Raw genomic sequence first — 12,686 nt, forward strand, 5'->3', positions numbered from 1 at the left:
GCACGCCGACCATCAGCGCCACAGTGATGGCACGCGTGTATTCTCCCTCGCCTTTCCCATCGACATTTCCGCCATGACCGCGCTCCGCCGCCCCCGCCTTCTCGCCCTGATGTCCTTGCTCGGCCTGCTTTGCGCCTGCGGCGGCGAGCCACGTCCGGCGGCACCGGCGCCGGTCGTGCAGGCGCCGTCTGCCGGCGCGCCCAAGCCGGTGAAGATCGGCATTGCGCTCGGCGGCGGTGCGGCCAAGGGTTTTGCGCATATCGGCGTGATCAAGATGCTCGAAGCCAACGGCTTTGCGCCGGTGGTGGTGTCGGGCACCAGCGCCGGCAGCGTCGTCGGGGCGCTGTATGCCAGCGGCATGGATGCGTTCCAGATGCAGGAAAAGGCCGTCGCGCTCGACCAGACCAGCATCCGCGATGTGCGGATCTTTTCCGGCGGCCTGGTGCAGGGCCAGAAGCTGCAGGACTACGTCAACGCGCAACTGGGCGGCAAGCCGATCGACAAGTTGCGCAAGCCGTTCGCTGCGGTCGCCACGCGCCTGGAAGACGGCGAGCGCACCGTGTTCGTGCGCGGCAATGCCGGCCAGGCGGTGCGCGCGTCCAGCAGCATTCCCGGCGTGTTCGAGCCGGTGACCATCGGCCAATACCACTATGTGGACGGCGGCGTAGTCAGCCCGGTACCGGTGGATGCCGCGCGCCAGCTCGGCGCCGAATTCGTGGTGGCGGTGGACATCTCCAGCAAGGCCAGCGGTAAAAATCCCGGCGACCTGCTCGGCACCGTCAACCAGTCGATCTCGATCATGGGCCAGCGCCTGGGCGAGGCCGAACTCAAGCGTGCCGACGTGGTGATCCGCCCCAAGGTCAGCGACATCGGCTCGGCCGATTTCAACCAGCGTGGTGCGGCCATCCTGGAAGGCGAACGGGCCGCGATGGCGGCAATGCCGCAGATCCGCGCCAGGATCGCGCAGTTGCAGGCGCAGCGCAGCAGCGCCACGCGTACTGCCGCCGAGCAGGCAGCCGCCGCCAAGGCGGACGCGTATCGGCGCTGTCTGGCAGAGCGCTCGCGCTGGCAGAAACTGCGCGGCAAGGAAGAGGCCTGCGTCGCGCCGTGAGGCCGATGCAGTGCGAGGAAATGCGGAAGTAGTGCGGGTGCCACGCACGGCCAGGCGAGCCATGCGAGCGGGTGTGGCGTGCCTGTTTGCGATGCGCACTTTTACGCCGATGCGTGGGGCGACTGCGGTATTGCTGCTGTGTCGATGTGCCGGGCGTGGTCGCGGCCGGGGCCGCTCCTACGAGGGCGCGGCGTTTTGGGGGACTGACGGCGTGCCGGTGGGTCGCGGCCGGGGCCGCTCCTACAAGGGCGCGGCGTTTTGGGGGCGCTGACGGTGTGTCGGGTGGGTCGCGGCCGGGGCCGCTCCTACAAGGGCGCGGCGTTTTGGGGGCGCTGACGGTGTGTCGGGTGGGTCGCGGCCGGGGCCGCTCCTACGGTGACGTCGGGTGCAGTGGTCAACGGCGCGGCCAGCACCGCTCCTGTAGGAGCGGCCCTGGCCGCGATGCCTTACCGGTAACGCATCCGCATCATCGGCAACGGCAACGGCTCAATAGCGCCAACGCAACGACACGCTGACAAAGCGCGGCTCGCCGTAGTTCTGGTAATCCAGGTTGGCCCAGTAGCGCTTGTCGAAGGCATTGCGTACCGCCAACGTGGCGGTCCATTGATCGCTGATGCGGTAGTTGGCATTGAAGTGCACCAGTGCATACGCGTTCTGCACCACCGTCACCGGCGTGGTGGCGCCGGTGCCGTCGCCGGTGGGACGCGCGATGTTGAAGCCGCGTACCGCGCTCTGCCAGCTGACGCCGCCGCCGATGCTCAGGCGCTCCCAGGCACCGGGCAGGCGCAGCTGCGTGGACAGCTGCAGGTAATCCTCGGGCAGGTTGGCGTAGATCGCATCGGTGGGCGGGCGCGTCACCTTGACATGGGTAAAGCCGGCATTGACGGTCCAGCCGGGCAGGATCTCGCCGTTGACATCCATTTCCCAGCCACGGCTCTTGGTGCCGTTGATGCCGATGTAGGCCGAATTGCCGTCCGGCAGCGAGGATTCCGGCTGGGTCATGTCGCGCACGGCGAAGTTGTCCTGCTTGGCCTCGAACACGGCGGCGGTGGCCAGCGCATGGCCGTCGAACACCTGCGCCTTGATGCCGGCCTCCAGGTTGGAGCCTTCCACCGGGGCGAGCAGGTTGTTGTCCTTGTCGCGGAAGTTCTGCGGATTGAAGATTTCGGTATAGCTGGCGTAGAGCGACACGTCCGGCACGATGTCATAGACCAGCCCCACGTACGGGGTGACTTCGTCGCTCACCTCGTAGCGGCCGCTGGTGCCGGTGTAAGCGCCGCTGGTGCTGAAGGCCTGGGTGCGGGTTTCCCAGGAGCTCAGGCGGGCACCGGCGATCAGCGACAGCGGGTCGGCCAGGCGGAAGCGTGTGGAGGCATACACGCCGCGCTGGGTGGTACGTGCTTCGCTGCGGCGGCCGTTGCGCGCATAGGTCACTTCGGAGATATCGCCATCCCAGTTGCGGATGTTGGGGATGAAATAGCAACGTTCGCCATCGCAGGTGGCCCAGTCATCGGGATAGGTCTGCGCGACGCCGTAGGAGGTCGACTGCAGATCCTGCCAGCTGCCGCCGACCACCACATCGTGCTGGCGGCCGAACAAGGAGAAACCGCCAGACAGGTACACGTCCACGCCGTCGCGCGCATCGCTGGTTTCGCCGGCGGCAGTGCGCAGGAAGATGCCGCTGCCATCGGCGGCCGGATAGCCGGTGCCATAGGCGCGCAGGCTCTGCACATCGCCCTTGGTGTGCGCGTAGTTGACGCGCAGCAACCAGTTCTCGCCGAAGCGCTGCTCGAGGTTGGCGAAGGCGGTGCTGGTCTCGCGCTGCCAGCGGCTCCACGTGGGCGCCATGTTGGTCGAACGCGGCAGGTTGGCCGGCGACCCATCGGCAGCGAAGAACGGCACCGTGCCCCAGGTCGAGCCGACGGGGGTGTTGTCCTGGCGCTGATACCCGACGGTGAGCGTGGTGCTGTCGGTCAGGTCGCCTTCCAGCACCGCCATGCCCGACATCTTGTTGTCGTGGTAACGGTCGTAGTAATAGTCGCGGTCCTGCCAGGCCGCCACCACGCGGCTGCGCCAGCGTCCGTCGTCGGTCAGCGGCGCATTGACGTCGGCCTGCATGCGGCGGAAATCCCAGGTGCCCGCGCTCACCGCGAACGAGGCATCGAAGTCCTTGCCCGGGCGCTTGCGCAGCAGGTTGACCGTGGCCGAGGGAATGCCGGCGCCGGTGAGCAGGCCATTGGCGCCGCGGATCACCTCGATGCGGTCATAGAAGACCGTGTCGTATTCCTGGTTGGTCGCGCCGCTGTAGGTGGGCAGGCCATCGACCTGGAAGTCGGTGATCTGGAAGCCGCGTGCGTAATACAGCGGGCGCTGGGTGTCGTAGAACGACACGTTGACGCCGGTGACGTTGCGCATCACATCGTCGATGCTGAACAGCGATTGCTCTTCCAGCCGCTGCAGCCCGATCACGCTCACCGATTGCGGGGTTTCCTGCAGGGTCAGCGGCAGGCGCGTGGTGGTGGCCGGCTGCGCGCGGCTCACCGCGCCGTTGACGTTGACCTGGTCCAGCGTCTTGGCGTTGCTTGCATCGGCGGCATCGGCGGCACGCGCAGCACAGGGCGTCAGCGCCAACGCGCACAGCAAGGCAGCGGACAACGTGGCCAAAGGGGGGAAAATCGCGGGCATTGGAAGGTTTCTCATCGATCGGTGCGGGACGCGTGGCGTCACGGGGCAGGAAAGCGCAGGCATGCGCGGCGCGTCCCACTCGGGCGACGAGCTGGCTGGCCCTGCCGGGCTGGCGGATCGACGAGAAGACATGCCGGACGCCGCCGGATGTTACGTAAATGTAAATCGTTTGCGTTTGAGAGGCAAGTCACAGTGCGCGCGTGACTGTCCTGCAACCGGCCGGATCATCCCAGATGCGAGAGCGGCAAGCCTTCCGGCGCTTTCACCGTGCGCAGCACGAAGCTGGAATTGACGTCGGACACGCCGGTCGCATTGAGCAGGTGGTCGAGCAGGAAGCGCGAGAAATGCTCCAGGTCGCGCACCTGGATCTGCAGCAGGTAATCCATGTCGCCGGTGAGCGCCCAGCAGGCCACCACCTCGTCCCAGCCGCGCACGCCCGCGGCGAAGTGTTCGATATCGGCCTGGCCGTGCTGCTCCAGCTGTACCCGCACGAAGGCCTGCAGCCCCAGCCCCAGTGCCTTGGCATCCAGGCGCGCGCCATAGCCGGCGATGATGCCGGCCGCCTCCAGCCGCTGGGTGCGGCGCAGGCAGGCCGAGGCCGACAGATTGACCTGCACCGCCAGCTCCGCGTTGCTGCTGCGGCCCTGCGTCTGCAGCAGCGCGAGCAGCCGCAGATCGGTGCGGTCCAGGGCGATTGGCTGGTCCATATGTTGCGCAGCAGCAGTGGATAACGCACGAATCTTGCGCCTGAAACACTTGGGCACGCAAGATTTGCAATCCCGTTGCGTGGCCGCCGGGCTAAGGTGAGCGCTGATCATCGGGAACCGCCGCCGCATGAACACCGCACCGCAACGCGTCGAAAACCAGCTCACCGACAAGGGCTATGTGCCGGTCTACACCACCGCCGTGATCGAGCAGCCGTGGGAGGGCTACAGCGCCGACGACCACGCCACCTGGGGCACCCTGTACCGTCGGCAGCGCGCGTTGCTGGTGGACCGCGCCTGCGACGAATTCCTGCAGGCGCAGGATGCAATGGGCATGGGCGAGACCCACATTCCGCGTTTCGATGCGCTCAATGCAGTGCTGCAGGCGGCCACCGGCTGGACCCTGGTCGGCGTGCAAGGCCTGCTGCCGGAGCTGGATTTCTTCGAGCATCTGGCCAACCGGCGCTTCCCGGTGACCTGGTGGATCCGCCGCCCCGAGCAGATCGACTACATCGCCGAACCGGACCTGTTCCATGACCTGTTCGGGCACGTGCCGCTGCTGATGAATCCGCTGTTTGCCGACTTCATGCAGGCCTATGGCCGTGGCGGGGTCAAGGCGCACGGCATCGGTGCGGACGCACTGCAGAACCTCACCCGCCTGTATTGGTACACGGTGGAATTCGGCCTGATCGCCACGCCGCAGGGGCTGCGCATCTTTGGTGCCGGCATCGTGTCGTCCAAGGGCGAATCGCTGCATTCGCTGGAATCGCCCGCGCCCAACCGGCTCGGCTTCGACCTGCAACGGATCATGCGCACGCGCTACCGCATCGACAGCTTTCAGAAGACCTACTTCGTCATCGACAGCTTTGCGCAATTGATGGACGCCACCGCACCGGACTTCACCCCGATCTATGCCGATCTCGCGCAGCAGGCGCAGGTGCCGGCCGGCGCGGTGCTGGATACCGATCGGGTCCTGCAGCGCGGCAGCGGCGACGGCTGGAGCACAGACGGCGACGTCTGAGGCTGCACCGACTCGACACCACCGCCGAGCCGGACTATGGTCGACCCTTCCCACACCGCCCTTGCTCAATGGACCTGACGCAGCTTCGCATCCGGCGCTTGGAGCTGGACGACACCCGCTTGCTGTTCACCCTGGCCAACGGCATCCGCATCGACGAGCCGATCCAGGCGCATCGGTTGTTGTTCAAGGCAGCGCCGCCGCAGCGCGCGCAGTGGCAGCTCACCGACGACGGCTTCGGGGTGAACTGGCCGGCAGTGGCGCCCCCCACGGCAGACGGGTTGCTCAACATGCCCGAGCTGTTGTGGCGCCGGCGCAGCGCACGCGCGCAAACCAAACTGAGCGCGCTGCGCGGACGCATGGATGCCCTCTCGCCGGGCGAGCGCGAGCTGGTGGCCTTGGCACGGCTGGATGCGGACATGAGCGAGAGCGGCTATGCGCGCTACTTCGACCGCTGGGATGCCGCCACCCGGCGCGATGCCTTGCAGGGGCTGGGCGCGATGGGCGCGGCACAGGCGCGCCAGGCGATCGAAGGCCTGGGCACGGTATTCGAACGCCTGGAAGAAGACCCCAACCTGCTCAGCATCGAAGACATCCTCGATGCCATGAGCGAGACCGACCGCCAGCGCGTGGATGGCTGGGAAGAGGTCTACTACCGCCGCTGCGGCGAACTGGCCCGGCTGGGGCTGACCCACTACGGGGTCGACAAGGCGTAACACGCGCACGCTGGCCGCTGGACAGGTGCGGGCGGCAGGTGGCGATGGTGCGCATCGACGCTACACGCGTTGTCGGCACATGCTGCCGACGGTCGTCGGCTTGCGAACAGGGCTGCGGCCGGGACCGAGCGACAGTGCCGGGGGCAGGCAATGGTTGGGCAACGCATCCGCCGTGCCGCCATCTGCGATGCACCAAGATGACAGCTCACCCTGCCGGCTTGGGAAGATAGGCCAACAGCAGCACGAGTGGTTCCTCGCCGGCCTGCTGCAAGGCATGCGTACTTCCCGGCCGTGTCAGCAGCGCATCGCCTGCAGTGACTGCGTATTGCCTGCCATCCAGCGCATACAGCCCACGGCCGCTGACGATGTAGTAGATCTCGTCCTTGTCGTGCAGGTGCAGGCCGATGCCGGCGCCTTTGTGCAGCACGCGCTTGCGCAGCACGAATTTCAGGTCGGGCGCATCGGCGAAGAACGGATACGCCGTGGTGGGGCCGGCGCCGCCGTGCGGGCCGGGTTGTGGGCGTGCCAGGTCGCGTTCGTGTACCACCAGCGAGGGATGCGCCTGCGCCGCGCGTTGGGCGGCGGTGTCGGCAGCTGCGCCGCAGTCGGCATCGCGGCGCAGCTGTGCTGCGAGACCAGGTTGCAGCTGCACCCATCCCTGCACGACCAGGCACGCCACGGCCGTGGCGCCAGCGCGGCTGAAATGGGTGCCATCGGCCTTGCCCTGTTCGGGAACGAACAGGAAATAGGGTCTGGCCGCCTGTTCGCCGAGGGCACGGATCCAGGCGCTGGAACTGGCGTTGAGATCGATCAGGCCGACGTGTTCCTGCGCGGCAACGTGCTGCATGGCCAGGGTGTAGCGGCCATGGGTGTCGAGCAGCGCGCCGAAGTCATAGAGCAGGCGGGCTGCGGGGGTGATCAGGATCGGCGTGGCGCCCTTGTCGCGCGCGGTGGCGATGTAGCGGCGTAGGAACTGCTGATAGTCACCCTGCGGGTCGGTGTAGCGGGTTGGATCTTCGTGTTTGGCGTCGTTGTGGCCGAACTGGATCAGCAGGATGTCGCCGCGTTGCAGCTCTGTTGCAATCGTGTCCAGGCGCCCTTCGGCGATGAAACTGCGGGTGCTGCGGCCGCCCTTGGCATGGTTGCGCACCTGCCACTGCGCCGGGTCGAACCACTCCTGCAACACCTGGCCCCAGCCGGCTTGCGGCGCGCGCTCGGCACCGTATTCGGCAGCGGTGGAATCACCGGCGATGAAGATGCGGTGTGGGTCGGCACGGGCATTATTTGCGCAGAGCAGCAGCAATGCGAACAGCAGCAGACGCATGGTGGGCTCCGGTAAAAATGCTAAGTGCGCGACGCTGTTCCTTCTCCCATCGGGAGAAGGTGCCCGAAGGGCGGATGAGGGTGCGCCTCAGAGATCTGCGAGCGCCTGCCATAACAAACGCGTCGCCACGCGCCTTCAGAAGTGACGCATCGACCGTTTTGCCTCGTAGTCCCGCCCCAGCCTCTCTCCCAACGGGAGAGGGGCCTTGGCGTTACCTGTGCTGGTTACGCTGCGGCAGCTGCGGCAGCTTCCGGCTTGCCCAGCACGCCGGCGACGAAGTTGCGAATCTCAGCGTCCTGCGCGTTGTCGAAGAAGCACTGCTGGAAGCGCTCGCCGCCCACGGCCTGCTTGATCAGCTCCGGGTCGATGGCGCGCAGGCCGTCGAGGTACGACTTGGCGGTGGCCTGCTTGACCTGGGTCAGGATGCCGGCATTGGCGGCCTGCGATTCGCGACGCTCGGCCGGATAGCCCAGGCCACGCTCGCCGCTGAAGGCCTTTTCGAAGATGTAGCGCACGTTGATTTCCGCGCCCCAGCCATAGCCCTTGGCGAATGCCAGCGACAGCGCGTTGCCGTTGTTGACCTGGGCGAACAGGTAGGCGTCGGTCGGCTCGATGCAGTAGCCGCAGAACACGCCCGGATGCGCATTGAGCGACATCATCGCGCCCTGGCCGGTACCGCAGCCGGCGACGACGAAGTCCACGGCCTTGGAGTTCAGCAGCAGGCTGGCGACGATGCCCAGGTGGATGTAGGTCAGGCGATGGTCGTTGTCACCGTCCATGCCGACGTTGAAGACGGTGTGGCCCTGCTCGCCGGCAACGTCGTTGAGCTGCTGCAGGATCACCGGGTTCTTGCCGGCCTGACTGAACTCGTTCATGAGTGCGATTTTCATGGGAATGCTCCGATTGGGTTTGGGGACGTTGTTTCGAATGTGGATGTGGAATGTGGCTGGTGTGTGCGCTTGGGTGCTGTCTTGATCCGCTTTTTTCCGGTGCCTTGTCCGGGAAGGATCAAGACGCTGATCGACAACGGACGAAACGTTGCGGGGCCTGCAGCGCGCGTTTGCTCGATGTACGTGCCTGCCGACCCTCATCCGCCCTGCGGGCACCTTCTCCCGGAGGGAGAAGGAATGACGCAATGCCTGAAGGAAAGCGCATTTTCCTCAGCGTGCCAGCCAGCCGCCGTCGACCGGGATGATGGCGCCGTTGACGTAGTCCGAGGCGCTGCTGGCCAGGAACACCGCGGTGCCGCCGAGGTCGGCCGGCACGCCCCAGCGCGCGGCCGGGATGCGGTCCAGGATGGCCTTGTTGCGGTCCTGGTCGGCACGCAGCTGGGCGGTGTTGTCGGTGGCCATGTAGCCGGGCGCGATGGCATTGGTGGTCACGCCCTTGCTGGCCCATTCGTTGGCCAGCAGGCGGGTGATGCCAGCGATACCGGACTTGCTGGCGGTGTAGGACGGCACGCGGATGCCGCCCTGGAACGACAGCATCGAGGCGATGTTGATGATCTTGCCGCTGCCCTGGGCGATGAAATGGCGGCCGGCGGCCTGCGCCATGAAGAACGCCGACTTGAGGTTGACGTTCATCACGTCGTCCCAGTCCTGCTCGCTGAAATCCACCGCGTCGGTGCGGCGGATCAGGCCGGCGTTGTTGACCAGGATGTCCAGGCGACCCAGGCCGTCCAGCGTCTCCTTGAGGATGCGCTCGACCGGCTCGACGCTGATCAGGTTGGCCTGGATGGCGATGAAGCGGCGGCCCAGGCCCTTGACCAGTGCTTCGGTCTCGGTCGGCGCCTGGATGCCGGCGGCGGCGATGTCGGCGCCGGCCTGTGCCAGTGCCAGCGCGATGCCCTGGCCCAGGCCCGTGTTGGCACCGGTGACCAGTGCGACCTTGCCTTCGAGACTGAACGGATTGCTCATTACCTTATTGCTCCTGCTGGATGTGCCACGTTGTGATGAGTGAGCCGCGCGGCGCGCGGCAGAATGCGTTGATGTCGTTTCGACTGCTGCGTCGCGAACGCCTGAGGTGGAGCGCGCTGGCGTTGCCGGTGCTGGCCTGGATCGCAGGCTTTACCGAAGCGAACGATGGCGAGAATCAGGCTTACTTGAGCTGGCAGATGTCCAGCACGTGCATGTCGGTGTAATCCAGGTTCTCGCCGCCCATCGCCCAGATGAAGGCGTAATTGCTGGTGCCGGCGCCCATGTGGATGGACCACGGCGGCGACACCACCGCTTCGTTGTTCTGGATCACGATGTGGCGCTGCGCCTCGGGCTCGCCCATGAAGTGATAGACGCGGTCGTTGGCGCCGAGATCGAAGTAGAAATACACCTCGCTGCGGCGGTCGTGCAGATGCGGCGGCATGGTGTTCCAGACGCTGCCCGGCTTGAGCACGGTCAGGCCCAGCAGCAGCTGCGAGGACTGGCAGGTGGCCGGCACGATGTATTGGTAGATGGTGCGCTCGTTGCTGGTTTCCAGCGCACCGCGGTCCAGGGCCACGGCATCCTTGATCGAGAGTTGCCTGGTCTCGAAGCGCGCATGCGCCGGCGTCGAGGCCAGATAGAACTTGGCCGGGTTGGCGGCGTCGTCCGAAGCGAAGCTGACATCGGTACTGCCCATTGCCACGTACAGCCCATCCTTGGGGCCAAGCGTGTAGGCGGTGCCGTCCACGGTCACGGTGCCGGTGCCCGCGCCGACGTTGATCACGCCCAGCTCGCGGCGCTCCAGGAAGGCATGACCGGCGGCGGAGGCCGGCTCGGTCTGCCTGGGCAGTTCCAACGCGGTGCCGAGCGGCGCCGCGCCACCGAGCACGAAGCGCTCGTAGTGGGTGTACTTCAGCGTGACCGCATCGTCGACGAACAGGCCATCGAGCAGATAGAGCTCGCGCAGGTCGTCGTTGCTGGCGCCCTTGATGGCGTCGGGATGGGTGGCGTAGTGGGTCTTGCAGTACAGGGACATGCGCGATCTCCGGTGCCAAGCGCGGGGGGATTGGCTTGCACCCGGCCATTCTACCGGCACTGGTTAACCGGTGTCATTGCGCAGTGCACGATGGGGGTTCGACGGTGCGGCGGCCCCTCCCTCACCCCAACCCCTCTCCCGCAGGCGGGAGAGGGGCTTCACGGCAGCGATCGGCGAACTGCCTTCCCCCGCCTGCGGGGGAAGGTGCCCGAAGGGCGGATGGGGGGCAGCCATTGGCCGAACGAGCCAGCTGTTCTCACCCTGATGGTCACAACGCACTACTAGGGCGGAGCGGCGTGTCGGGTGTGCGGCATGCGCGGCGGGGGGTGTCTTGGCGCGTTTCTGGCGCATGCCTACGTTGCGCTTAGATGGCTGCCTGCCGCCTTGCCCTCACCCCAACCCCTCTCCCGCAGGCGGGAGAGGGGCTTCACGGCAGCGATCGGCGGACTGCCTTCCCCCGCCTGCGGGGGAAGGTGCCCGAAGGGCGGATGGGGGCGAGCCGTTGGCCGAACGCGCCAGCTGTTCTCACCCTGACGGTCACAACGCCCTGCAAGGTGGAGCGGAAGCCAGCACCGCGTGGGCGCGACGCGCGGCCCTCAAATCTTCCGGCGCGGCACAGCACGGCGCGGCGCTCAATCTTCCGGCGGTTGGCAGGAGTCGCGCACGATCAGGTGCGGGCGCACGCTGGCGGTGGGCAGCTGGGGGGCGTTGTCGGGCTGGATCAGCATCGCCGCGGCAGTGCGGCCGGTGTCGCGGGTGTGGCGGCGCACCGAGGTCAGCGGCGGCCACAGCCGGGAGGCCAGCGAGCTGTCGTCGTAGCCGATCACCGACAGCTGGCGCGGGATGCTGATGCCGGCGCGCAGCGCCACCTTGTAGATACCGGCGGCCATTTCGTCGTTACCGGTGAAGATGGCGGTGGGGCGTTTCTTGCCCAGCAGCAGCTTTTCGGCCGCGGCCACGCCCGATTCGAAGGTGTAGCCGGCTTCGACGATGCGCTCGGGCGGCAATTCGATGCCGCGCCGGGTCAGCGCATCGGCAAAGCCGGAGGTGCGCTCGATCGAGGATCGGTAGGCGCTGGGGCCGGTGACCAGCGCGATGTCGCGGTGGCCGAGCGAGAGCAGGTAATCGGCCGCCTCGGCGGCGCCGTCGCGGTCGTGGGTGATCACCGTCTGCGAGGTGGTGTCCAGCGCGACCGAGGCGATGCGGGTGTAGCGGCAGCCGATCTCGGCCAGCATGTCGGCCAGCGCCTGGTCCTCGGAGGCGCGCGGCACCAGGATCACCCCGTGCAGCTTCTGCGCCTGGGCGAAGCGGCGCACGCCTTCGATGTAGCCGGGGCTGCGGCTGTCGCAGGGGTGCACCACCAGCTCGAAGCTGGAGCCGCGCAGCGCGTCCAGCGCGCCGTACTGCATGTCCACGATGTATTGCGCGGTGGGGTTGTCGTAGACCATGCCGATCAGGAACGAGCGCCGGAACGCCAACCCGCGCGCCAGCGGGTCCGGCGCGTAGCCGACCTCGCGCATCAGCGCCTCGACCTTCTCGCGGGTGTCCTGCCGCACCAGCGGCGAGTTGTTGATGATCCGCGAGACGGTCTTCTTGGAGACCCCGGACATCCGGGCGATGTCGTTGATCGTGGCTACCTTGCCCTTCGGCAGGCCAGGCATTCCCTCTTCGGGCATCTTGCGGGCGGGCATAGCGGTCAACCGTTCGAGTTGAATGGATTCTACCGGCCAGCGGGCCGGCAAGCCGTCGCAGGCTTGCCGATGTCCCGCATCCGCAGCACCGGACGCGCCGCGGCCCGGTGCGCCGCGACATGCCCGCCAATGCAGAACGGTCAGTCCAGGGCGCGGTAGCGGAAGTTGCGGAACTCCACCTGGCCCTGCCCGGCGGCATACAGCGCCGGTTTCAGGGCCAGGAACTTGCCGGCCACGTTGTGGTGGTAGCCGGACACTTCCATCTGCACCGGGTACTTGGTCCAGGTGGTGCCGTCGGTGCTGCTGTGGATGGTGACGATGTGGCGGTTGTTGGTGACGCGCAGCCACACGCTGCCGCCGGTGCTGCTGGGCGCCAGCTTGGCCGGGCGCTCCTCGCCGTAGCGGTGCATGACGAACTGCTCGCCATTGCTGCCGACGCCGGCGTAGAGCTTGTCGCTGTAGAACAGCAGCGCCCCGCCCTGCCC

The 12,686-nt window shown here is 67.1% G+C and carries 10 protein-coding genes and 1 pseudogene; 3 read left to right on the plus strand and 8 right to left on the minus strand.

Features of this window, described 5'->3' with window-relative positions:
- The first annotated feature begins 73 nt into the window (after positions 1 to 73).
- Complete coding sequence (locus tag EO170_RS00280) at positions 74 to 1,111, plus strand: patatin-like phospholipase family protein (RefSeq protein ID WP_126941703.1); 1,038 nt, start codon at positions 74 to 76, stop codon at positions 1,109 to 1,111.
- 486 nt (positions 1,112 to 1,597) lie between these two features.
- On the opposite strand, the gene EO170_RS00285 is transcribed toward EO170_RS00280, so the two are convergent.
- On the minus strand, positions 1,598 to 3,796 hold the full coding sequence (locus EO170_RS00285; protein WP_126941705.1) for a TonB-dependent siderophore receptor: 2,199 nt from the start codon (positions 3,794 to 3,796) through the stop codon (positions 1,598 to 1,600).
- Positions 3,797 to 4,020: 224 nt separating this feature from the next.
- Entirely contained in the window at positions 4,021 to 4,503 is a 483-nt protein-coding gene (locus EO170_RS00290; protein ID WP_126941707.1) for an Lrp/AsnC family transcriptional regulator, read from the minus strand.
- A 127-nt stretch (positions 4,504 to 4,630) separates the two neighbouring features.
- On the opposite strand from EO170_RS00290, the gene phhA reads away from it, so the two are divergent.
- Together phhA and EO170_RS00300 are read left to right on the plus strand one after the other, a co-directional pair.
- Entirely contained in the window at positions 4,631 to 5,521 is an 891-nt protein-coding gene (phhA, locus tag EO170_RS00295; protein ID WP_126941709.1) for a phenylalanine 4-monooxygenase, read from the plus strand.
- A gap of 68 nt (positions 5,522 to 5,589) precedes the next feature.
- Positions 5,590 to 6,234, plus strand: a complete 645-nt coding sequence (locus EO170_RS00300; RefSeq protein ID WP_104585797.1) for a DUF4375 domain-containing protein — start codon at positions 5,590 to 5,592, stop codon at positions 6,232 to 6,234.
- Between the two features lie 205 nt (positions 6,235 to 6,439).
- Here the strand turns inward: EO170_RS00300 and EO170_RS00305 are convergent, their stop codons facing one another.
- The 6 genes and pseudogenes from EO170_RS00305 to EO170_RS00330 form a co-directional block, all read right to left on the minus strand.
- The gene (locus tag EO170_RS00305; protein WP_164740848.1) at positions 6,440 to 7,558 is read right to left on the minus strand and encodes a GDSL-type esterase/lipase family protein; all 1,119 of its coding nucleotides are present in this window, start codon (positions 7,556 to 7,558) and stop codon (positions 6,440 to 6,442) included.
- A gap of 224 nt (positions 7,559 to 7,782) precedes the next feature.
- Positions 7,783 to 8,448 carry an RpiB/LacA/LacB family sugar-phosphate isomerase gene (locus EO170_RS00310; RefSeq protein ID WP_126941711.1) on the minus strand — a complete coding sequence of 222 codons (666 nt, stop codon included), beginning with the start codon at positions 8,446 to 8,448 and terminating at the stop codon, positions 7,783 to 7,785.
- A 270-nt stretch (positions 8,449 to 8,718) separates the two neighbouring features.
- Positions 8,719 to 9,474 (minus strand): 2-dehydro-3-deoxy-D-gluconate 5-dehydrogenase KduD, encoded by a 756-nt coding sequence (kduD, locus tag EO170_RS00315; protein ID WP_115675601.1) that lies wholly within the window; start codon positions 9,472 to 9,474, stop codon positions 8,719 to 8,721.
- Between the two features lie 181 nt (positions 9,475 to 9,655).
- Positions 9,656 to 10,510, minus strand: coding sequence for a 5-dehydro-4-deoxy-D-glucuronate isomerase (kduI, locus tag EO170_RS00320; RefSeq protein WP_104585805.1), 855 nt, complete (start codon positions 10,508 to 10,510; stop codon positions 9,656 to 9,658).
- 632 nt (positions 10,511 to 11,142) lie between these two features.
- Positions 11,143 to 12,201, minus strand: a complete 1,059-nt coding sequence (locus EO170_RS00325; protein ID WP_024939515.1) for a LacI family DNA-binding transcriptional regulator — start codon at positions 12,199 to 12,201, stop codon at positions 11,143 to 11,145.
- A gap of 140 nt (positions 12,202 to 12,341) precedes the next feature.
- Positions 12,342 to 12,686 (minus strand): annotated as a pseudogene (locus EO170_RS00330) (xylosidase); the annotation flags it as partial.

It is taken from the genome of Xanthomonas sp. BRIP62409 (assembly GCF_003992965.1).
Classification (GTDB): Bacteria; Pseudomonadota; Gammaproteobacteria; order Xanthomonadales; family Xanthomonadaceae; genus Xanthomonas; species Xanthomonas euroxanthea.